We start from the raw sequence: 20,725 nt of genomic DNA on the forward strand, positions 1-20,725 counted from the left end.
CGCCGCTGTGCGGCGAATCGAGCACCAGGGGGGCGCTGCCCGGGAGGGTTCGGACGAGCGATGACATCATCCGCCCATTGTCGCCGACCGGCGAAGCGGGTTCAGCCGTTGCGGTCCGCGCCCGGCGCGCTGCTGGTCCAGCGCACGCGGCCGCCCGCCTCGCGCGTGACGCTGCCGTTGGACCACACCACGTGCTTGCCCGCGCGGCGGCCGTCGGCATCGCTGCCGCCGCCGGACCATTCGATGGTGCCCACCGCACGCGGCGCCTCCTTGACGCTGGCCACGCGCTGCACCGAGGGCGCTTCCTTGAGGCTGGCGACGCGTTGCACCGAAGGCAGCTTCGGCAGCGGCGGCAATTCCAGCTTGCCGCCCGCGAGTTGCTCCGCCTGGCGCGCGCCGGCGCGCACGTTGGCGATGTGGCGCTGGGTCTCGACCGGCAGGTTCGGATGGCTCACGCCGTTCCAGCGCGCCCGCGCCTCGCTGGAGAGGTTGTAGTAAATCGAGATGCCTTCGCGCAGGCGGGCCGCGCGTTCCTCGCCACCCAGGCGCAGGCCGGCGATGCGGCGCGCGCTCCACTCGCCGGCTTCCTTCAGCAGCGTGGCGGCCGCGTGCACCGCCTCCACCGGATCGTTGGGGTTGCGCACGCCCAGCGCCCGCGCGGTGGCCGGCTCGAGCTGTGCCAGCCCCTGGCTGACGACGCCGTTGCGGCCCATGCCGTCGCGCGGCACCCAGCTGGTCTCGGCGGCGATCACGCCGTACACGTCGCGCCAATCCAGGCCCACTTCGGCCAGGCCCGCGCGCTCCGCCGCCGCCTTGGAGAGCACCAGGCGCGACTGCGGGTCGGGCGTCTTCACCTCCCGGCTGCCCACGCGCACCGTCACCCAGTCCAGTTGCGCACGCAACCGTTCGTAGTACGCGCGCAGCGTCTGCGACGCGGAGGCCGTGGTGGCGGCCTGCGCCGGCGCGGGCAGGACGGCAGTGCCGGCCATGACGGCGATGGCCAGCGCGGCTTGCGCGGCCCACGATGCGACGACGGCGGTTGACGGCTTGATCCCCATGGCTCCCTTCCTCGAACAGCCATGTCAGACCCGTCCGACAGGAGAGGTTCAGCCGTCGGCCGTGAAAACGACACGGAAACGCTGTCGGATGCGTCCGACAGCGTTGTAGGAGGTCAACGCAGAGTCAGGCTTGCGCGTATTCGCGCCGCAGCAGCTTGGCTGCCTCGACCATGGCGGCCAGCTTGCCTTGCGCCACTTCGCGCGGCAGGTACTTCATGCCGCAGTCGGGCGCCAGCACCACGTCTTCCGGGGCCACGTGGTCCAGGGCCCGGCGCACGCGGGAGGCCACCGTCTCGGGCGTCTCCACGTTCATGTCGTTCAGGTCGAGGCAGCCCACCAGCACCTGCTTGCCCTTCAGTTCGCGCAGCACGCGGGTGTCGAGCCCGGACTGCGCCGTCTCGATCGAGACCTGCCGGCAGCGGCAGCCCGCCAGCTCGGGCAGGAAGGAGTAGCCGCTCGGCCGCTGGTGGATCACCGCCGCATAGCCGAAGCAGATGTGCACGCAGGTCGTGCCCTGCACGCCCTCCAGCGCGCGGTTGAGGGCCTGCAGCCCGTACTGGCGCGCCTTCTCCGGGCGCGCCTGCATGTAGGGCTCGTCGATCTGCACCACGTCCGCGCCGGCGGCGAACAGGTCGCGGATTTCCTCGTTCACGGCCACGGCGTAGTCCAGCGCGGCCTCTTCCTCGCTGGCGTAGAAATCGTTCTGCGCCTGCTGCAGCATGGTGAAGGGGCCCGGCACGGTGATCTTGGTGCGGCGCGTGGTGTGGGCCTTGAGGAACTTCAGGTCCTCCACTTCCACCGCATGGCGCCTGCGGATGCGGCCGACGATGCGCGGCACGGGATTGGGATGGCCCGAGCGATCGAGCGCGGTGCCCGGGTTGTCGAGGTCCACGCCTTCGAGCGCGGTGGCGAAGCGGTTGGAATAGCTTTCGCGGCGGATCTCGCCGTCGGAGACGATGTCCAGCCCCGCCTCCTCCTGGAAGCGGATCGCCAGCAGCGTGGCGTCGTCCTGCGCCTGCGCCAGCCAGGGCTCCGGCAGGCGCCAGAGTTCGCGCGCGCGCACGCGCGGCGGGAAGCGGCCGGCGAGCTTCTGCCGGTCGATCAGCCATTCGGGTTGCGGGTAGCTGCCGACGATCGTGGTGGGAAAGAGCATGCGGCCTCCTGTGGGTGGCCGCAATCTGGCACAGCGGTGCGCCCGCCGCAACGGGAGCGCCCTAGTTGACGGAGCGGCGGCGCTCCGCGTACGCGCCGCCCGCGCCCAGCAGCGCTGCGATGGCCCAGAACAGCGGCGCCAGGCCCACCGCGCTGCTGAAGGCGCCCACGGCCAGCGGCAGCACCGTCTGGCCGAAGCCGATGATGGCCATGCGCAGGCCCACGGCCTCGCCGGTGCGCTCTGCCGGCGCGCTGACGTGCAGGAGACTCATCACCACCGGCTGGCCGCACCCCAGCACGGCGCCCAGCACCGCGGCCAGCGGCAGCATCGTGCCCAGCGTCACGCAGAAGGGAAAGGCCAGGTAGCCCAGCCCGGAGAGCACCAGGGCCGCGCCGATCAGGCGCCACTCGCTCACGCGCCGGGCTATCCACGGCAGCGCGAGCCGCACCGAGGCGCTGCCGACGCCGAAGCCGCCGGCCACCAGCCCGATGGCGGTGGCCGAGAGGCCGATGCGCGCACCGTGCAGAGGCACGAGGAAGGTGAACAGGTCCCAGCCCGCCGCGACCAGCGAGCTCACCACCAGCACAGCGCGCAGCCGGGGCAGCCGCAGCAGGTCCAGCACCGCCACGTCGTGGCCGCGCGGCGCCGGTGGCGGCCGTGGCACCTCGGGCGCCCGCCGCAGCAGCGTGCCGGCCGCGAGCGGCAGCAGGGCCAGCAGCGCGAAGGTCCAGCGGTAGCCGATCACGTCGATGGCGGCGCCGGCCAGCATCGGGCCGAACAGGGCCGACAGCGAATAACCGACCGCCGTGAGCCCGAAGGCGCGCGTGCGGCCGGCCGCGCCGGCGAGGTGGCCGATCGCGTTGTTGATCGCCACGTTGAGCATGGTGAACGAGGTGCCGATCACCATGCTGCCGACGGCCAGCCCGGCGAACGACTGCACGGCAGCGATGACGAAGCCGCCGGCCGCGAGCGCGGCCAGCGACCACAGCGCCGGCCGCAGGTAGCCGATGTGGTCGATCCGGCGGCCGATGTGGGCGGCCGTGAAGGTCGGCACCAGCATCAGCAGGCTCATCAGCACGCCGACGGTCACGGTGGAGCCGTTCAGGTGCAGGGCGTCGAGCGAGATGGCGAGGCGTGCGCCCGCGAAGCTGGCGTGGCTGACGATCACCACCAGGATCAGGCGCAGGGGGGAAGCGGGAGCGGAAATTTCTGCAGGCGGCAAGGGACGGAACGACGGCACCGATGTTAACTTGGCCACGCCGGCCGTCGTCGGCGGACTACAGAAGCTTCGTCCCTTTGCCGCGGCGTTCGTGCACGTGCGTGGGTAGAGTTGCCCCGGAAGGACACGCCATACATGCCCTCTTCCAGCAAGAACAAGGACCTGCGCCTGGCCGTCGGCGTCGCCGCGCTGGTGGCCGCCTGCGGCCTGCTGCCGCTCGCATGGCACTACTCGCACCGCACGCAGGGGCCGGACACCCGCGTGGCCGGCGGCCCGGCGGCGACCGCACCCGAGGCGGAGACGGAGCCCCCGCCGCCCGGCGCGGAGGTCGTGCCGCCGGAGGAATCCGAATCGGACCGTGGCCCCGCATCGGCTTCGCCCGCGGGGCCGACGCTCTCCTTCGGGCGCGCGGCCGGCCTGCACCTGCAGCCCGATCCGCTGCACCTCAACGCCAGCGCCGCCATCGCGGTGGACGTGGCCAGCGGCCAGGTGCTGGCGCAGAAGAATCCGGACGTGGTGCTGCCGATGGCCTCGCTCACCAAGCTGATGACGACGCTGCTGGTGCTGGAGGCGAGGCAGCCGATGGACGAAGTCCTGACGATCACCGAGGAGGACGTGGACAACGAGCGCCACAGTCGCTCGCGCCTGCGGGTGGGCACCCAGCTCACGCGCGAGGAAGCGCTGCGCCTGGCCCTCATGTCCAGCGAGAACCGCGCCGCCCATGCGCTCGGCCGCGCCTACCCTGGCGGGCTGCCCAAGCTGCTGGAGGCGATGAACGCCAGGGCACGGGCGCTGGGGATGGCCAGCACCACCTACGCGGACCCGACGGGCCTGTCCAACCGCAACCAGTCCTCCGCGCGCGACCTCGCCGTGCTGGTCGCGGAAGTGGCGAAGAACCCCCTGATCCGCGAGTTCTCCACCACGCCGACGCACCTGGCCGAACTGGGTGGTCGCAAGCTGCAGTACCTCAACTCCAACCGCCTGGTGCGCAACCGCCATTCGGGCTGGGACATCGAACTGCAGAAGACCGGCTACATCGTGGAGGCCGGGCGCTGCCTGACCATGCTGACCAAGGTGGGCGGGCACGATGTCGTCATGGTGCTGCTGGACTCCGACAGCAACGGCACGCGGCAGGCCGACGCACAGCGCCTGCGCAAGGTGGTGGTGGCGCAGACCGGCTGGCAGGACGCGCCGGTGCTGGCGAAGGCCGACAGCGACGATGCGCCGCGCGAGCGCGCGGCGAGCACGAAGAAGCGCAGCGACAAGGCGACGAAGGTCGCGGCGGCGAAGAAGGCGAAGTCCGCGAAGAAGACCGCGGTGGCGAAGAAGGACCGGGACGACGAGAAGAAGACGGCCGTGGCGAAGAAGGAGCGCGACGAGAAGAAGACGACCGTCGCCAGGAAGGATAGCGACGAGAAGACTGCTGCGACGAAGAAGGACAAGGACACGAAGACCGCCGCCGCGAAGAAGGACGGCGACGAGAAGACCGCTGCATCGAAAAAGGACGCCCGCAAGAAAACGGCCGTCGCAAGGAAGGATGGCGCGAAGAAGGCCGGACGCGTCAGCAAGACCTTCGCCGCCACCGGCGGCGACAGCAAGGGTTGAGGGTTTGGCGCCCTCCTTCCTGCCGCCGGAAGGAGGGCTTGCGCGCGTCAGCCGATGCGGATCGGAACGAAGATCTTGTCCTCGCCGCGCTGGATCAGCAGCGCCACGGACTTGCTGGATTTCGCCGCCGCGTCCTTCACCTGCTCCGGCGTGCTCACGGGCGTGCCGTTGACGGCCAGCACCACGTCGCCCGGCTCCACGCCGGCGGCGGCCGCGGGACCGGCCACGTCCTCCACCACCAGGCCTGCGCCGAGGCCCGTCTGCGCCTTCTCGTCCGGCGCCAGCGGCCGCAGCGCCAGGCCCAGGCGGGCGCCCTCGCCCGCATCGGGGCTCGCCGCGGCTGCCACCTTGCTGCTGCTGCTGCGGGCCAGTTCGGCGGTGAGCTGCACCTGCTTGCCCTGGCGCCACACCTCCATCGCGAGCTTGTCTCCCGGCGCGGACAGGCCCACGATCGCGGGCAGGTCGCCGGAGGAGACGATGCGCTTGCCGTTGGCCGAGCGGATCACGTCGCCGGGCTTCAGGCCCGCACGTTCGGCGGGGCTGTTCTTCTCCACGTTCGCGACCAGCGCGCCCTCGGGCCGGTCGAGGCCGAAGGAGTCGGCCAGCGACTGGTTCACCTCCTGCACGGCGACCCCGAGCTTGGCGTGTTCCACCTTGCCGTGGGCGACGATCTGGTCCTTGATCTTCACCGCCAGGTCGATCGGGATCGCGAACGACACGCCCTGGTAGCCGCCCGACTGGCTGTAGATCTGCGAGTTGATGCCCACCACCTCGCCGCGCGCGTTGAACAGCGGGCCGCCGGAGTTGCCGGGGTTGACCGCCACGTCGGTCTGGATGAAGGGCACGGCGCTGTCGTCGGGCAGCGAGCGGCCCTTGGCGCTCACCACGCCCGCCGTCACCGTGTTCTCGAAGCCGAAGGGTGAACCGATCGCCAGCACCCATTCGCCCGGCTGCAGCGCTTCGGACTTGCCCACCGTGACGACCGGCAGGTTGGAAGCATCGATCTTCAGCACCGCGACATCGGTCTTCGGGTCGCTGCCCAGCACCTTGGCGCGGAACTCGCGGCGGTCGGTGAGCTTCACCATCACCTCGGTCGCCTCGTTCACCACGTGCGCGTTGGTCAGGATGATGCCGTCGGCGCCGACGATGAAGCCCGAGCCCTGGCCGCGCACCGGCACGTCGCGCGGTCGGATGCCGCGCTGGAACTGGCGGAAGAACTCCAGCGGATCGCTCATGTCGGCGCCGGCATGGGCACGCGCCGTCACGCTGATGTTCACCACCGCAGGGCCGTAGCGCTTCGTGATCAGCGGGAAATCGGGCATCACCACGCTGCCGGCGCCGGGGGTGGGCGAAGGCACGGTGGGCGGCGCGAGCGGCGCCAGCACGGCGGCCGTGGCGGGCGTGGCGGCATGGTGCACCGCCTCGACGGCGGCCCCACCGACGATGCCGGCGCCCAGCAGGGCCAGCACCAGCGGCGCGGATTTCAGGTGGACGTTCTTCATGGGGTGTTCCTCGTGAGTACCGACCCCTGGACTGTGCGACCCCTGCCTTAGAACAGGCTTAAGGTCGGCGCTGGCGCAGGGTCAGAACCTGAGTTCCACCCGCGCGCCGCCGAGGCTCGCCGACTCCATGAGCCGCACCTGCGCGCCGAGCCGCTCCGCCACCGTGCGCACGATCGCGAGGCCGAGGCCGCTGCCGGCGGCCTCGCTCCCCGGCACGCGGTAGAAGCGGTCGAACACACGCTCGCGATCGGCCTCGGGCACGCCCGGGCCGCTGTCGTCCACCGCCAGCCAGGCGCCCTGCGCATCGCGGCCCATGGCGATGTCGACGCGGCCGCCGGCGGGCGTGTACTTGATCGCGTTATCGAGCAGGTTGCGCAGGATGAGGTGCAGCGCCTCGCGGCTGGACTGCACCACCACGGGCTCGGTCGTGGCGAGCCCCACGTCCAGCCCCTTCCCATGCGCGGTGGCCAGCAGCTCCGAGACGGCCTGCCGGGCCAGCTCCTCCAGGTCCACCGCCTCGCTCGCCCCGGCGCCCGCGCCTTCCTGCCGCGCCAATGCCAGCAACTGCTCCACCAGCGCGATGGCGCGCTCGATGCCGGCGCCGAGCTGCTGCGTCGCGGCGCGCCGGGCTCCTTCGTCGCGCGCGCGCTCCGCGGCCTGCAGCTGCAACTTCAACGCGGTGAGCGGCGAACGCAGTTCGTGCGCCGCGTCGGCCACGAAGTGCTGCTGCGCCTCCAGCGTGCCCTGCACGCGCGCGAACAGCGCGTTCAGCTCGCGCACCAGGGGCTGCACCTCCTCCGGCACGCCTTCGGCGCTGAGGGGCGAGAGGTCGCGCGCCGCGCGCGCTGCGACCTGCCGCCGCATGCGCGCGAGCGGGGCCAGCGAGCCGCCGATCACGCCGCCCACCGCCAGCATCAGCAGCGGTGCCAGCAACAGGATCGGCGTGACCGCGCGGGCCGCCAGCGCGCGCGCCCGCGCCTCGCGCGCATCGAGGTCCTGCGCGATCTGGATCGTGTGCTCCGGCGTCTGCAGCGTGTAGATGCGCAGGCGCACGCCGCGGACCAGCGAGTCGGAGAACCCGAGCACGGCCTGCGAGGGCAGCTCGCGCCGGTTGGAGCGGTAGATGGCCGTGCCGTCCGGCCCCCACACCTGCACCGAATATTCCGAGTCGTCCTCGCCCGGCGCGAAGGGCATGCCGCCGTGCACCGAGCGCGCCACTTCCTCCAGGTGGAAGTCGAACATGCGATCGGCCTCGCGCAGCGCCGAGCGGTAGGCGATCGCCGCCTGCAGCACCGTGACCACGCCGATGGCGGCGAGCACCAGCCACATCAGCCGCCGCCGCAGCGACCACGAATCCGACACGCTCATTCCCGGGGCACCACGTAGCCCAGCCCGCGCACGGTGCGGATGAAATCGGCGCCGAGCTTCTTGCGCAGGCCGTGCACGTACACCTCCACCGCGTTGCTGCTGATCTCGTCCTTCCAGCCATAGAGCTTCTGTTCGAGCTGGGCGCGCGAGAACACCACGCCCGGGCGCTGCAGCATCGGCTCCAGCAGCGCCCATTCGCGCGGCGAGAGGCTCAGCGCCTCGCCGTTCAGGCGCGCCTCGCGCGTGGCCGGATTGAGCTCCAGGCCCTTGTGGCTGATCACGGGCTCGCCCCGGCCCGCGCTGCGCCTCAGCAAGGCGCGCACGCGGGCCAGCAGTTCGTCGGTGTCGTAGGGCTTGACGATGTAGTCGTCGGCCCCCGCATCGAGGCCTGCGACCCGGTCGCCGATCGCATCGCGGGCCGTCGCCACCAGCACCGGAACCGGGTTGCGGCGCGCCCGCAGGCTCTGCAGGACCTGCAGGCCATCGGCCTTGGGCAGGCCCAGATCGAGCAGCACGAGGTCGTACTGCTCAGCCAGCAGGGCCGCGTCGGCCGCCTCGCCGTCGCGGACCCAGTCCACCGCGTAGTGCTCGGAACGCAGTACATCGAGCACGGCACGGCCGATCATCGTGTCATCTTCCACAAGTAGCACGCGCATGTCGGACAGAGCTTACCAATGCAGGCTCTGCGGGCGAACTTGGGGGCGTCCTACGTCTCTATCAGAAGCCTCCTACAAACAGCCCAGTACCAACTCTGACAATGCAACGACTCACTGCCTCTACCGTCTGGTCCGCCTCCGCCATCCTCCTGATTGCCGGTGCCGCCACGCTGTCGAGCCACGTGATCCCGTCCGCTCCGGCGGGCGCTGACGTGGCCGGTGCACCCACCGCAGCCACACCCGTGGCTGCCGCTGCCGCGGCCGCCACCAGCGCCGCCGAGGCGGTGGCGAACAGCACCGCCGCCGCCACCCGCAGCGCGGCCGACGCCGTCGCGGCGGTCGCATCCAAGAGCGGCGCCGTGCCGCCCGCCATCCGTGCGGCCACGGCCTTCGCCGTCGGCTCCGAGAAGGAACTGCGCCAGCGCATCAAGTGGGTGCCGGTGCGCTGGGGCGGCGAGAAGACGAAGACGCCGGACGAAGCCTCGCGCCTGCTGCTCGCGCAAGCCGCCGCCGAACACGCCGGCCTCGACGAAGTGGGCCTCGGCTTCGAGGACGTGTACGGCGTCATCAACGCCGAGACCTCGTGGGTGCCGCGCAAGGGCATGGGCCGCAACGGCGTCACCAGCCACGGCCTGGCGCAGTTCGAACCCAACACCGCCAAGGGCTACGGCCTGAAGAACCCCAACGACCCGGTGCAGTCCGTGTACGCCGCCGCCCGCTACATGAAGGACGGCGCCGAATGGGCCGCCGACAAGATCGAGCACCTGCCGCTCACCCCCGAGCAGCGCGCCGAGAAGATCCGCGAAGGCGTCTCGATCTACTACAACCTGTCGGTCCGCGGCCGCAACAAGTGGGACGGCCTCAACACCGCCAAGCTGCCCGTGGAGACGCGCCGCCACATCCGCAACGTGCGCTCCGGCGCCGACAAGGCCTCGGACCTGGCCGAAGAGATCTTCGGCTGATCGCACTCTGCGCCGCACGACGCCGCCTTCGGGCGGCGTTTTTCGATTTTTCGTGCGGCCCCGGTCATGGCCGAGCAGGGCTTTTGCTAGATTGCGGCTCCCACCCCAACGGAGAACAACATGGCGAAGATCCTGGTCCTTTACCACAGCTTCTACGGCCACATCGAGGCGATGGCGAACGCCGTCGCGGAGGGGGCGCGCCAGGTCGGCGGCGCGCAGGTGGAGATCAAGCGCGTTCCCGAGACCGTGCCGGACGACGTGTTCAAGAAGGCGGGCGGCAAGGCCAACCAGCCGGCGCCGGTGGCAGACCCCAACGAGCTTGCCAACTACGACGCGATCATCTTCGGCACCCCCACGCGCTTCGGCAACATGACGGGGCAGATGCGCAATTTCCTCGACCAGACCGGCGGCCTGTGGATGGCGGGCAAGCTGGTCGGCAAGGTCGGCTCGGTGTTCTGCTCCAGCGCCACGCAGCACGGCGGCCAGGAGAGCACCATCCTCACCTTCATTCCCACCTTGCTGCACCAGGGCATGATCGTGGTGGGCCTGCCCTATGCGGAGCAGAGCCAGATGGGCATCGACGAGATCAAGGGCGGCAGCCCCTACGGCGCCTCCACCATCGCCGGCGGCCAGGGCGAGCGCATGCCCAGCCAGCAGGAGCTGGGCATGGCGCGCTACCAGGGCAAGCACGTGGCGACCATCGCCACCAAGCTGTTCGGCTAGAGCCTGGCTCCTAAGAGCCGTGCCGCCTGCCCAGCAGGCGATCGAACCAGCTGCTGCGCACCGGGCGCGCGGGCACCGGCGCGGGCTTGGCGGCGCGCGCCTTCGAGTGCTCGAAATACCACTGGCCGAAGCGCAGGTCGTGCGTGAGGATGTGCCCGACCAGCCACTTGTTGAGGAAGCGCCGCAGGTCCTGCACCCGCTCCTCGGTCCACTCGGTGCCCCCCGAGAGGAATTCGCTCACCTGGCCGGCGAGCTGCTCGTGCAGCGCCAGGTGGTGCTGGAAGTCCGGGTAGCCGCTGTGCTCCATCAGCGCCTGTTCGTGCGTGAAGTGCGTGACGACGTATTCGAGCAGTTCGTCGACCAGTGCCTGCGCGTTGCCGGCGTCCAGGCCCTTCACCAGCGTGAACAGGTGCCGGTGCTCGGCATCCATTTCCCTGATGCCCGTCCTGAACCCCTCCCGCCATTCGACGACGAAATTACCGTGGCCGCCCTTGTCGGTCGCCATCACCATGCACACGCTCCTTGGATGTCACTGCTGAGACAACGCTAAGGCTGCCGTCGGCACGCGCATCTGACGCGGCGCAAACGCAGTGCGGAAAAAATGCACCGGCGGTGATCGCCCTTAATCCATTGGACTCAGCGTTTGCCGCGCAGGCGGTCGAACCAGCTGCCCTCGGGCTCCTCGCGCAGCGGCAAGGGCTCGGTCTCCGGGACGGCCGCGTGGTACCAGCGGCCGAACGCCAGGTCGTGCGTGAGGATGTGCTCCACCAGCCACTTGTTCAGGAAGCTGCGCAGCGCCTGCACCCGCTCGCCGGACCAGCCCGTGCCGCCCACCAGGAACTCGCTCACCCGCGCCGACAGGGCTTCGTGCATCTCGACGTGCTGCCGCAGGCCGGGATAGCCGCTGCGCGCCATCAGCGCCTCTTCGTGGGTGAAGTGCGTGACGATGTATTCGACCAGCGCCGCCAGCAACTGCGTCGCCTTGTCCGGCTCCAGGCCCTTGACCAGGGCGAACAGCTGCTGGTGCTCCGCATCGAGATCCGCGATGCCGGTGCGGAACGCCTCGCGCCATTCGACGACGAAGCCGCCCTGCCGGCCCGGCGGGTCGTGGCGGCCTTCCGGCCCGCGGGCAGCACCCATGCTTTCTTCTTCCTGGTCGTTGCGGACAGGGGGCAGTCTCCGGTTCCGCGCCGGCGGTCGCCTTGACGGTGGTCAAGCAGGCCCGACGCCGGGCCGGCACGGGTGTGGACGGCGGTTCGATGCCGTACATTCGACGCCCACAGCGGCATGCACTTCTTCCTGGTCTTCAGCCCCCGGCAGTGGCTCACGCTGCACACGCTGGTCGTCCTGCTGGCGCTCGCCACCTATGCGGCGCTCTCGCTGGCGCGGCGCCAGCGCCGCCATCCGTCGGCTGCCATCGGCTGGGTGTTGTTCCTGGCCCTCGTTCCCTATGTCGCGCTGCCGCTGTTCCTGCTGCTCGGGACGCGCAAGACGGTGCGCGCGCGCCGCCACCCCCGCGTAGCGCTCGAAGCCACCGCGCGCGAGGAGCTGCACGAGCCGGGCGGCCGCTTCCGCGCGCTGGCGGCCGGCCTCGGCATGCCCGAGCCGGTACCGTGCCGCGAGCTCGCGATCCATCGCGACGGCGCCATGGCGCTGGAGCGCCTGCGCATGCTGCTGCTCTCGGCGCGCCACACCCTCGAAGTGAGCTCCTTCCTGCTCGGGCGCGACGAGGTCGGCGAAGGCTTGATGGCGCTGCTGGCCCAGCGCGCGCGCGAGGGCGTGCGCGTGCGCCTGATGATCGACGGCGTCGGCCTCTACCTGGGCGGCCGGCCCAACCTGCGGCCGCTGCGCGCCGCCGGCGTGCAGGTGGGCCTGTTCGTGCGGCCCTGGTCCTCGCCGCTGCGCGGGCGCGTGAACCTGCGCAACCACCGCAAGGTCGCCATCGCCGACGGCGCCTGGCTGTGGACCGGCGGGCGCAACCTCGCCTCCGAATACTTCATCGGCCGCACCCTGCTGGGCCGCCACGAGCGCCCCTGGACCGACCTGAGCTTCGACCTGCAGGGGCCGCTGGCGGTGCAGGCGCGCGAGCAGTTCGAGCGCGATTGGGCGGTGGCCGTGGGCGAGCCGGCCCGCAAGCCGCGGCGACAGCCGCTGCCCCTGGCGGCCGCGGGCGAGCCGCTGGTGCAGTTGCTGCCCACGGGCCCCGACCAGGCCGACGACACGCTGCACGAGCTGCTGGTCGACGCCTGCTTCAACGCGCAGGGCCGCATCCTCGCCGTGACGCCCTACTTCGTGCCCGACCCGGTGCTGCTGATGGCGTTCGCGCTGGCGGCGCGGCGCGGCGTCACCGTGGACCTGCTGCTGCCGCGCCGCTCCAACCACCACCTGGCCGACCTCGCCCGGCCGGCCGCCGTGCGCGAGCTGCTCGATTCGGGCGCCCGCGTGTGGCTGGTGCCCGCCATGGTGCACGCCAAGCTGGTGGTGGTGGACCGCACGGTGGCCCTGGCCGGCTCGCTGAACCTGGACGCGCGCAGCCTGTTCCTGAACTACGAGATGATGGTCGCCTTCTACGACCGCGATGCCATCGAGCGCTTCACCGCCTGGGCGGAGGAACTGCGCGCCGGTGCGCACGCGCTGCGGCCGCACCGGGTGGGCGCGCTGCGAGAGCTGGGCGAGGGCCTGCTGCGCTGGTTGACCTTCCAGCTGTAGCGGCGCCTCGCCCGGGCACCGGGATCCCTCGGGACCCGCTTATTCCGGCTTGATCCCGAACGCCTTGGCCTGCGCGGCCCAGTGCTTCAGGTCGGCGGCCAGGAAGGTGCCGAACTGCTCCGGCGTGCCGAGCTCGGGCGAGCTGCCGTCCGCCTCCAGCCGCGCCTTCACCTTGGGCTGCTCCATCGCCTTGTTGACCGCGGCATTGAGCGCACGGGTCACGTCGGCGGGCAGCTTCGCCGGGCCGAGCACGCCGAACCAGCCGTTGTTGGTGGTGTACTTCGGCACCGCTTCCGTGATCGGCGGCGCGTCGGGGAAGGCGGCGATGCGCTTGGTGCTCGCCACCGCCAGCGCGCGCAGCTTGCCGGAGTTCACCAGCGGGCGGGCGCCGTTGGCCGGCGCGAACATCAGGTCCACGTGGCCGGCCAGCACGTCGGCCAGCGCCGGGCTGGTGCCCTTGAACGGGATCTGCGTCACCTTGATGCCGCTCGCGAGCTCGAACTCGTAGGTGTCCATGTGCAGCGAGGAGCCGGTGCCGCCGATGGCGAAGGTCAGCCCCTGCTTCTCGCTCTTGCCCTTGGCCAGCACGTCGGCCAGGCTGCGGTACGGCGCATCGGCGCGCGTGACCAGCACGCTCGACACCTTGGCCAGCAGCGCGATCGGCGTGAAGTCGGCGATCGGGTCGTAGGGCAGCTTCTTCATCAGCGACGCATTCATCGTGTGGCTGGTGAAGGAGACGAGCAGCGTGTGCCCGTCGGCGGCGGCGCGCGCGACTTCCTGCGCGGCGATGTTGCCGCCGGCACCCGGCTTGTTCTCCACGATCACCGGCTGGCCCAGGGTCTTCGTCATGTCCTCGGCGATCTCGCGCGCCAGCGTGTCGGTGGTGCCGCCGGCCGAGGCGCCCACCAGCAGGCGGATCGGGCGCGACGGGAACGTGGCTGCGTGGGCCGCGGCCGTCGCCAGCGCCAGGAGGGCCGCGATGGCGGTGCGGCGGGTGGAAGAGCGAATCACAGTGGGGTCTCCTTGCTTGTGGGTCGAATCATTCGGGCTGCGCCGCCGCGTCGTAACGCGCCGCTTCGCGCAGCAGTCCGGGGGTGCCGATCAGGGCGTTGAGCTGGTCGAAATCGAGCATGCGCTCGCGCTCCGGCGCGGTCGTCTCGTGCTGCTTGAGGCTCGCGTAGTAGCGCTGCAGCGTGTGCGCCACGGCGCGCGCCGTGCCGCCGGGGAAGATGACGATGCGGAATCCCAGCCGGCCGAGTTCGTCGGCGGGCGTCACCGGCGTCTTGCCGCCTTCGACCATGTTGGCCAGCAGCGGGATGCGCGCGGCGAAGCGCTCGCAGGCGGCGCGCATCTGCTCCGGCGTGCGCAGCGCCTCGATGAACAGCGCATCCACGCCGGCCGCCAGGTAAGCCTCGGCCCGCTCCATCGCCGCCTCGAAGCCCTCCACGGCGATCGCGTCCGTGCGCGCCAGGATCAGCGTGTCGGCCGAGTGGCGCGCATCCAGGGCGGCGCGCAGCTTGCCCACCATCTCGGCGCGCGGGATCACGCCCTTGCCATCGAGGTGGCCGCAGCGCTTGGGGAAGGTCTGGTCCTCCAGCTGGATCATCGCGGCACCGGCGCGCTCGAAGGCGCGCACCGTGCGCTGCGTGTTCAGCGCATTGCCGAAGCCGGTGTCGCCGTCGACGATCACCGGCACCGCCACGCGCTCGGTGATGCGCGCCAGCGTGTCGGCCACTTCGGTCGCGGTCGTCAGGCCGACGTCGGAGCGGCCGAGGCGGGTGTAGGCGATGGAAGCGCCGGAGAGGTAAAGGGCCTCGAAGCCGGCCTGTTCGGCGATCAGTGCGGTGAGCGCGTCGTACACGCCGGGGGCGAGCACCGCCCGCTGCTCCTGCAGCCGTTGTTGGAGTGAAGTTCGATCGGAGGTCATGGGATGGTCTGCAGCCGGCGCCGCAGCTGGTTCAACAAGCCCCCGGCTTCCACCATCTCGAGCAGGAAACCGGGAATGGGATCGCAGGCGAGCCGGCGGCCGTCGGCGGTGACGACCTGCATCGCCTGCAGGTCGAGCGCAACGCGCTCGCCTTCGCGCAGCGTTTCGGCCTCGCGGCAGGTGAGCAGCAGCAGGCCGAGGTTGAACGCGTTGCGGAAGAACAGGCCGCTGAAGGACGGCGCGATCACCGCCCGCACACCGAGCTGCACCAGCGCAGCGGCGGCCTGTTCGCGCGAGGAGCCGATGCCGAAGTTCGGGCCGGCTGCGAGCACGTCGCCGGGCTGCACATTGGAAGCGAATTCGGGGCGGACGCCTTCCAGGCAATGGGGCGCGATGCCCTCGATGCCCAGCTTCATGTAGGCGCCGGGCGCGAGCTGGTCGGTGTCGATGTCGGCGCCGAAGCGCCAGACGCGATGCGAAACGGCGGCGGTCATGCCAGCACCTCGCGCGGATCGGTGATGCGGCCGCGCAGGGCGGAGGCCGCGACCGTGTAGGGCGAAGCGAGGAACACCTCGGCGCTCGCCGAGCCCATGCGGCCCTTGAAGTTGCGGGCCGTGGTCGCGATCACCTTGGCGCCGTCGGGAATGCTGCCGCCGTAGCCGGAGCAGGCGCCGCAGGAGGTGGGCAGCAGTTCGGCGCCGGCCGCGCGCAGCGTGCCCAGCACGCCTTCGTCCTCGGCGGCCTGCTGGTCCTGCAGGCTGGCGGGGGCCACCATCAGGCGCACGCCGGCGGCCACGCGCTCGCCGCGCAGCACGGCGGCGGCCGCCCGCAGGTCGTCCAGCTTGGCGCCGGTGCAGGCACCGATGTAGGCCACCTGCACCGGCGTGTCGCCGAATTCGCCCACCGGATGGGTGTTGGCGGGGCTGTGCGGGGCCGCCACTTGCGGCGCGAGCGCCGCGGCGTCGAAGCGGAAAGTCCTCGCCACGCTGTCGTCCACGCCTTCGTCGGTGTGCCAGGGTTCGATCTCGATCTGCTCCGCTGGCACCCCGGCGCCCAGCAGCCAGTCGCGCGTGACCGCGTCCGGCGCGATCAGCCCGGCCTGCGCGCCCATTTCGGCGCTCATGTTCGACAGCGTCATGCGTTCCTGCATCGACAGCGCCTGCACGCCCGGGCCGCAGAACTCCACCGCCTGGTAGTCGCCGCCGTTCATGCCGAAGCGGCCGGTGAGGTGCAGCACCATGTCCTTGGCCGAGACGCCGGCGGCCAGGCGCCCGTCCCACCACATGCGCAGGGTGAGCGGCACCCGGACCCAGATCTCGCCCGTGACGACGACGCCCAGCATCTCGGTGGCGCCGATGCCGAACATGTAGGCCCCGAAGGCGCCACCGGTGGGCGAGTGCGAATCGCCGCCGACGCAGAACATGCCGGGCCGGATGTGGCCCTTCTGCGGCAGCACGACGTGGCAGATGCCGATCGAGTCGTAGACGTGCGGCAGCTGCTGCTCGCGCGCCCAGTCGCGGGCTATGCGCACGATGCGGCGCGAATCGTCGTCGCGCTCGGGCACGTAGTGGTCCATCACGAGGACCACGCGGTCCTTGTCCCAGATCCGCGCGCCGAGCTCCTCCAGCATGGGCTTGAGCCGGCGCGGCCCCGAGGAGTCGTGGAACATCGCCAGGTCGACCCGGCAGTTCACGATCTCGCCCGGAGCGACGTGGGTGCGGCCGCTCGCGCGTGCGATCAGCTTCTGGGCCAGCGTCTGCGGCTGGCGCGGCGGGGAATGCATGGAGGCCTCTCTTCGCTCAGGACAGGATTTCGTTGGCCACGATGCGCGCCTCGATGCCGCCGACCTGCGACAGCTCCATGCGGTACTCGTAGCGGTCCGGCCGGTAAAGGCCGTGCAGCAGCTGCACGGGACGGCCGTCCACGTCGTGGACCAGGCGGCGGACCCACAGCAGCGCGGCGCCCACCGGAACCTGCAGTTCGGCGGCGACCTTCACGTCGGCCTGGCGGGCCGAGACGCTCTGCACCGCGCGCCCGGGCTGCACACCGCTTTCCTGCAGCAGCTCCAGGATCGGCTTGCGGGCGAGCTCCGCCCGGCCGAACCCGCGCACCAGTGCCTCCGGCACGTAGGTGGTGATGTGCGACAGTGGCCCGGCCGCGGTGCTGCGGCGGCGCACCGCCTTGCGCACCTTCTCGCCTTCGCGCAACTGCAGCGCCTGCGCCAGTTCGGGCGTGGCGTCGATAGCCCGCCATTCGATCACCTTGACGGTGGTGCCGCGGCTCACGCTGACGATGTTGGCGAGCAACCCGTGCAACGGCTCAGCCGACGGCGATGCGGCCGAAGCCCCTCGGCTCGCCTGCGCCGGGCGCGGCGCCGGGCGGGCGCGGCGCCCGTTCTCGCGCACGATGCGACCCTCCTGGGCCAGCTGCTCCAGCGCTCGGCGCACGGTGACGCGGCCGACGTCGAACTGCCGCGCCAGTTCCAGCTCGCCCGGCAGGCCTTCGGCATGGCGGCCATCCTGCAATTGCTCGAGCAGCACCAGGTAGACCTGGTGGTACTTGGAGATCGGCAGGGGGGCGGCGCGGTCCGGCATGGCTGTCCCAAGTATAGGACAGGTTGCCGGAGCACCCCGGCGCCCGGCTCAGGAGATCGTCTCGACCTGGCGCGCCTTCTCGTAGGCGCGGCCGAAGCGGTTGGCGAGGAAGTCCGGCAGGTGCACGCGCTCCTGCGCGACGAAGCCGGACTGCGGCAGCTTGCCGGCGCGGAACAGGTCCACCGCCGCGCAGATGCCCGCCGCCGTCGTGATCTGGATCGCGGAGAGCGGGCGCTCGCCGGTGCGCTCGGCGAAGATCTTGCGCGCGAACACCTCCTGCAGGAAGGAACCCTTCTTCATCCCCGAGACCGTGACGAACACCAGCACCACGTCCTGCATGGTCGCGGGCATGGAGCGGCGCAGGATGGCCTTGAGCATCTCCTGGTCCGATTGCAGCTGCAGCTCGCGCAGCAGGAACTGCATCAGGTTGCGATGGCCCGGGTAGCGCACCGTCTTGTAGTCGAGGTTGCGCACCCGGCCCTGGAGCGTCTCGCACAGCGTGCCGAGCCCGCCCGAGGTGTTGAAGGCCTCGTACTCGATGCCGTCGACCGAGAAGTGCTCCAGCCCCTCGAGCGGCAGCACCTCGATGGAGCGGCCGTCGCGGATCGCCTCGCAGGGGTGGCAGTACTCGTTGATGAGGCCGTCGACGCTCCAGGTCAGGTTGTACTTCAGCGCGTTGGTGGGGAACTCCGGCAGCGCGCCGACCCGCATCTTCACTTCCTGCAGGCTGTCGAAGGACTGCGCCAGGTGGTGCGCCACGATGCCGATGAAGCCCGGCGCCAGCCCGCACTGCGGCATGAAGACCGTGCGCGCGCCCTCCGCGAGCCGCTTGATCTCCTTGGTCGCGGCCACGTCCTCCGTCAGGTCGAAGTAGTGGCAGCCGGCCTGCAGCGCCATGCGTGCCGCGGGAATGGCGAGGTGATAGGGCAGCGCATTCACCACCACCTGCTGGCCCGCCAGGGCCGGCGCGATCGACTTGATCGATTCGCCGACCGCCTGGGTGCCCACGCCTTCGGCGGCCAGATCGGCCAACGCGCCGGCGTTCTGGTCGAAGACGGTGACCTCGTAATCGCCGCTGCCGTGCAGCAGCCGGGCGATGCGCTGCCCGATGTGGCCGGCACCCAGGAGAGCAACTTTCATCGGCACCCTTTCTTCGCCAGGCGGCGGATCGGCTCAGACGTCGAAGCGCACGCCCTGCGCCAGCGGCAGCTCGCGCGAGTAGTTGAGCGTGTTGGTCGCGCGCCGCATGTAGTTGCGCCACGCATCGGACCCCGACTCGCGGCCGCCGCCGGTTTCCTTCTCGCCGCCGAAGGCGCCGCCGATCTCGGCGCCCGAGGTGCCGATGTTGACGTTGGCGATGCCGCAGTCGGAGCCGCGCGCCGACAGGAAGATCTCCGTCTCGCGCAGGTCGTTGCTGAAGATCGAGGACGACAGGCCCTGCGGCACGCCGTTGTGCAGCCGCAGCGCCTCCTCGAAATCCTCGTAGGCCAGCACGTAGAGGATGGGCGCGAAGGTCTCGCGCCGCACCGTCTCGGTCTGCGCCGGCATCTCGACGATCGCCGGCCGCACGTAATAGGCCGAGGGGAAGCGCTCCTGCAGCAGGCGCTCGCCGCCCGCCAGCTTGCCGCCCTCTTCCTGCGCGGACCGCAGCGCCGCCTGCATGGCCTCGAAGCTGCCGCCGTCGATCAGCGGGCCGACCAGGATGCCGTCGTCGAGCGGGTTGCCCACGGGCAGTGCGGCATAGGCGGCCTTCAGCCGGGCGACCAGCGCGTCCTTGACGCTGGCGTGCACGATCAGGCGGCGCGTGGTGGTGCAGCGCTGTCCGCACGTCCCAGCCGCGGCGAACACGATGCCGCGCACGGCAAGGTCGAGGTCGGCCGAGGGCGTGACGATCACAGCGTTGTTGCCACCCAGCTCCAGCAGCACGCGGCCGAAGCGCCGCGCCACCCGCGGGCCGACCTCGCGGCCCATGCGCGTGCTGCCGGTGGCCGACACCAGGGCCACGCGCTCGTCGTCCACCAGCACTTCGCCGATGTCCCGCGGCCCGACGATCACCTGCGACAGGCCGTCCGGCGCCGCGCCGAAGCGCTTGACGGCGCGCTCGAACACGGCCTGGCAGGCGAGCGCAGTGAGCGGTGTCTTCTCGGACGGCTTCCAGACGACCGGGTCGCCGCAGACGATCGCCAGCGCGAAGTTCCACGACCACACGGCGGCGGGGAAGTTGAAGGCGCTGATCACGCCCACGACGCCCAGCGGATGCCACGTCTCCATCATGCGGTGGCCGGGCCGTTCCGAGGCGATAGTGAGGCCGTAGAGCTGGCGCGACAGGCCGACGGCGAAGTCGCAGATGTCGATCATCTCCTGGACCTCGCCGCGGCCTTCCGAGAGGATCTTGCCGGTCTCGATGGAGACCAGCGTGCCAAGTGCATCCTTCTCGGCCCGCAGTTCCTCGCCGAGCAGGCGGATCAGTTCGCCGCGCTTGGGGGCGGGCACGGTGCGCCACTCGGCGAAAGCCTCGTGCGCCCGCGCGATGGCGCGTTGCACGTCCTCGCGCGTGTGCACGCGGGCCTGCGCGATCGCGGCCCCGTCGATGGGCGACGTCACGCGCAGATCCCCGCCGCTGGCCGCGGGGGTGATACCAAAGTGTTCGAGGAGTCGGGAAGCGGGCGTGGAACTCATGGAAGGGCTGCAGTGTGAAGACCGACAGCCCTATTCTGCGGTCAATACGTCTCCAGGTGCAGGCGTCCCTCGCGCCGCAGCGCGGCCCCGACCGCCTCCCAATCGAGGCCCGCGTGGGTGGCGATGTCGCGCAGGGTCAGCACGACACCCTCTTCCATGGACTTCAGGCCGCAGACGAAGAAGCAGGCGTCGGGGTCGGCCAGCAGCGGCGCCAGGTCGGCGGCGCGCTCGCGCATCAGGTCCTGCACGTAGCGCTTGGGCTCGCCCGGCACCCGGCTGAACGCCAGGTTCAGGTCGATGAAGTCCTTGGGCAGCCTCTGCAGCGGCCCGAAGTACGGCAGTTCCTGCGGCGTGCGGGCGCCGAAGAACAGCATCAGCTTGCCGCCCTCGAACTTGCCGGAGTTGCGCAGCCGCCGGCGCCACTCGGTCATGGCCCGCATCGGGGCGCTGCCGGTGCCGGTGCAGATCATCACGATGTGGCTCTTCGGGTGGTTGGGCATCAGGAAGCTCTGGCCGAAGGGCCCGATGACCTCCACCGTGTCGCCCACCTTCAGGTCGCACATGAAGTTG

General features: G+C 71.1%; 19 protein-coding genes and 1 pseudogene. 4 read left to right on the plus strand and 16 right to left on the minus strand.

Annotated features, from left to right (window positions below; all coding sequences use genetic code 11):
* Positions 1-101 precede the first annotated feature (101 nt).
* The 3 genes from VFM98_RS21735 to VFM98_RS21745 all read right to left on the minus strand — a co-directional run bounded on the left by VFM98_RS21735 (position 102) and on the right by VFM98_RS21745 (position 3,379).
* A complete protein-coding gene (locus tag VFM98_RS21735) occupies positions 102-1,058 on the minus strand; it encodes a lytic transglycosylase domain-containing protein (protein ID WP_325111975.1) in 957 nt (318 codons plus the stop codon).
* A gap of 124 nt (positions 1,059-1,182) precedes the next feature.
* On the minus strand, positions 1,183-2,211 hold the full coding sequence (locus VFM98_RS21740; protein WP_325111976.1) for a uroporphyrinogen decarboxylase family protein: 1,029 nt from the start codon (positions 2,209-2,211) through the stop codon (positions 1,183-1,185).
* Between the two features lie 61 nt (positions 2,212-2,272).
* Entirely contained in the window at positions 2,273-3,379 is a 1,107-nt protein-coding gene (locus tag VFM98_RS21745) for an MFS transporter (protein ID WP_325111977.1), read from the minus strand.
* Positions 3,380-3,565: 186 nt separating this feature from the next.
* Here VFM98_RS21745 and VFM98_RS21750 point away from each other — a divergent pair, with 186 nt between their 5' ends.
* On the plus strand, positions 3,566-5,035 hold the full coding sequence (locus VFM98_RS21750) for a D-alanyl-D-alanine carboxypeptidase family protein (RefSeq protein ID WP_325111978.1): 1,470 nt from the start codon (positions 3,566-3,568) through the stop codon (positions 5,033-5,035).
* 47 nt (positions 5,036-5,082) lie between these two features.
* On the opposite strand, the gene VFM98_RS21755 is transcribed toward VFM98_RS21750, so the two are convergent.
* The 3 genes from VFM98_RS21755 to VFM98_RS21765 form a co-directional block, all read right to left on the minus strand.
* Positions 5,083-6,537, minus strand: a complete 1,455-nt coding sequence (locus tag VFM98_RS21755) for a Do family serine endopeptidase (RefSeq protein ID WP_325111979.1) — start codon at positions 6,535-6,537, stop codon at positions 5,083-5,085.
* 81 nt (positions 6,538-6,618) lie between these two features.
* Entirely contained in the window at positions 6,619-7,905 is a 1,287-nt protein-coding gene (locus tag VFM98_RS21760; protein ID WP_325111980.1) for an ATP-binding protein, read from the minus strand.
* On the minus strand, positions 7,902-8,561 hold the full coding sequence (locus VFM98_RS21765; protein ID WP_325111981.1) for a response regulator transcription factor: 660 nt from the start codon (positions 8,559-8,561) through the stop codon (positions 7,902-7,904). The genes VFM98_RS21760 and VFM98_RS21765 overlap by 4 nt, the downstream gene beginning before the upstream one ends.
* A gap of 101 nt (positions 8,562-8,662) precedes the next feature.
* On the opposite strand from VFM98_RS21765, the gene VFM98_RS21770 reads away from it, so the two are divergent.
* Together VFM98_RS21770 and wrbA are read left to right on the plus strand one after the other, a co-directional pair.
* Positions 8,663-9,523 (plus strand): hypothetical protein, encoded by an 861-nt coding sequence (locus tag VFM98_RS21770; RefSeq protein ID WP_325111982.1) that lies wholly within the window; start codon positions 8,663-8,665, stop codon positions 9,521-9,523.
* Positions 9,524-9,643: 120 nt separating this feature from the next.
* Entirely contained in the window at positions 9,644-10,246 is a 603-nt protein-coding gene (wrbA, locus tag VFM98_RS21775; protein WP_325111983.1) for an NAD(P)H:quinone oxidoreductase, read from the plus strand.
* A 10-nt stretch (positions 10,247-10,256) separates the two neighbouring features.
* On the opposite strand, the gene VFM98_RS21780 is transcribed toward wrbA, so the two are convergent.
* Positions 10,257-10,757: a bacteriohemerythrin gene (locus VFM98_RS21780; RefSeq protein ID WP_325111984.1), complete on the minus strand. Its 501-nt coding sequence runs from the start codon at positions 10,755-10,757 to the stop codon at positions 10,257-10,259.
* Between the two features lie 125 nt (positions 10,758-10,882).
* Complete coding sequence (locus VFM98_RS21785; RefSeq protein ID WP_325111985.1) at positions 10,883-11,386, minus strand: bacteriohemerythrin; 504 nt, start codon at positions 11,384-11,386, stop codon at positions 10,883-10,885.
* Between the two features lie 147 nt (positions 11,387-11,533).
* Here VFM98_RS21785 and VFM98_RS21790 point away from each other — a divergent pair, with 147 nt between their 5' ends.
* On the plus strand, positions 11,534-12,955 hold the full coding sequence (locus tag VFM98_RS21790; protein WP_325111987.1) for a phospholipase D-like domain-containing protein: 1,422 nt from the start codon (positions 11,534-11,536) through the stop codon (positions 12,953-12,955).
* A 39-nt stretch (positions 12,956-12,994) separates the two neighbouring features.
* On the opposite strand, the gene VFM98_RS21795 is transcribed toward VFM98_RS21790, so the two are convergent.
* The 8 genes and pseudogenes from VFM98_RS21795 to VFM98_RS21830 all read right to left on the minus strand — a co-directional run.
* On the minus strand, positions 12,995-13,966 hold the full coding sequence (locus VFM98_RS21795) for a tripartite tricarboxylate transporter substrate binding protein (protein WP_325111988.1): 972 nt from the start codon (positions 13,964-13,966) through the stop codon (positions 12,995-12,997).
* A gap of 28 nt (positions 13,967-13,994) precedes the next feature.
* Positions 13,995-14,882, minus strand: coding sequence for an isocitrate lyase/PEP mutase family protein (locus VFM98_RS21800; RefSeq protein ID WP_325111989.1), 888 nt, complete (start codon positions 14,880-14,882; stop codon positions 13,995-13,997).
* Entirely contained in the window at positions 14,879-15,376 is a 498-nt protein-coding gene (locus VFM98_RS21805; RefSeq protein ID WP_325111990.1) for a 3-isopropylmalate dehydratase, read from the minus strand. The genes VFM98_RS21800 and VFM98_RS21805 overlap by 4 nt, the downstream gene beginning before the upstream one ends.
* Positions 15,373-16,665 (minus strand): 3-isopropylmalate dehydratase large subunit, encoded by a 1,293-nt coding sequence (locus VFM98_RS21810; protein WP_325111991.1) that lies wholly within the window; start codon positions 16,663-16,665, stop codon positions 15,373-15,375. The genes VFM98_RS21805 and VFM98_RS21810 overlap by 4 nt, the downstream gene beginning before the upstream one ends.
* A 16-nt stretch (positions 16,666-16,681) precedes the next feature.
* Entirely contained in the window at positions 16,682-17,476 is a 795-nt protein-coding gene (locus VFM98_RS21815; protein ID WP_325111992.1) for a GntR family transcriptional regulator, read from the minus strand.
* Positions 17,477-17,524: 48 nt separating this feature from the next.
* Entirely contained in the window at positions 17,525-18,616 is a 1,092-nt protein-coding gene (locus VFM98_RS21820; RefSeq protein ID WP_325111993.1) for a saccharopine dehydrogenase family protein, read from the minus strand.
* A gap of 33 nt (positions 18,617-18,649) precedes the next feature.
* Positions 18,650-20,155 (minus strand): aldehyde dehydrogenase family protein, encoded by a 1,506-nt coding sequence (locus VFM98_RS21825; protein ID WP_325111994.1) that lies wholly within the window; start codon positions 20,153-20,155, stop codon positions 18,650-18,652.
* A 41-nt stretch (positions 20,156-20,196) separates the two neighbouring features.
* Positions 20,197-20,725 (minus strand): annotated as a pseudogene (locus VFM98_RS21830) (benzoyl-CoA oxygenase); the annotation flags it as partial.

The sequence above is a fragment of the Ramlibacter sp. genome (assembly GCF_035706265.1).
In the GTDB taxonomy this organism is placed as follows: domain Bacteria; phylum Pseudomonadota; class Gammaproteobacteria; order Burkholderiales; family Burkholderiaceae_C; genus Ramlibacter.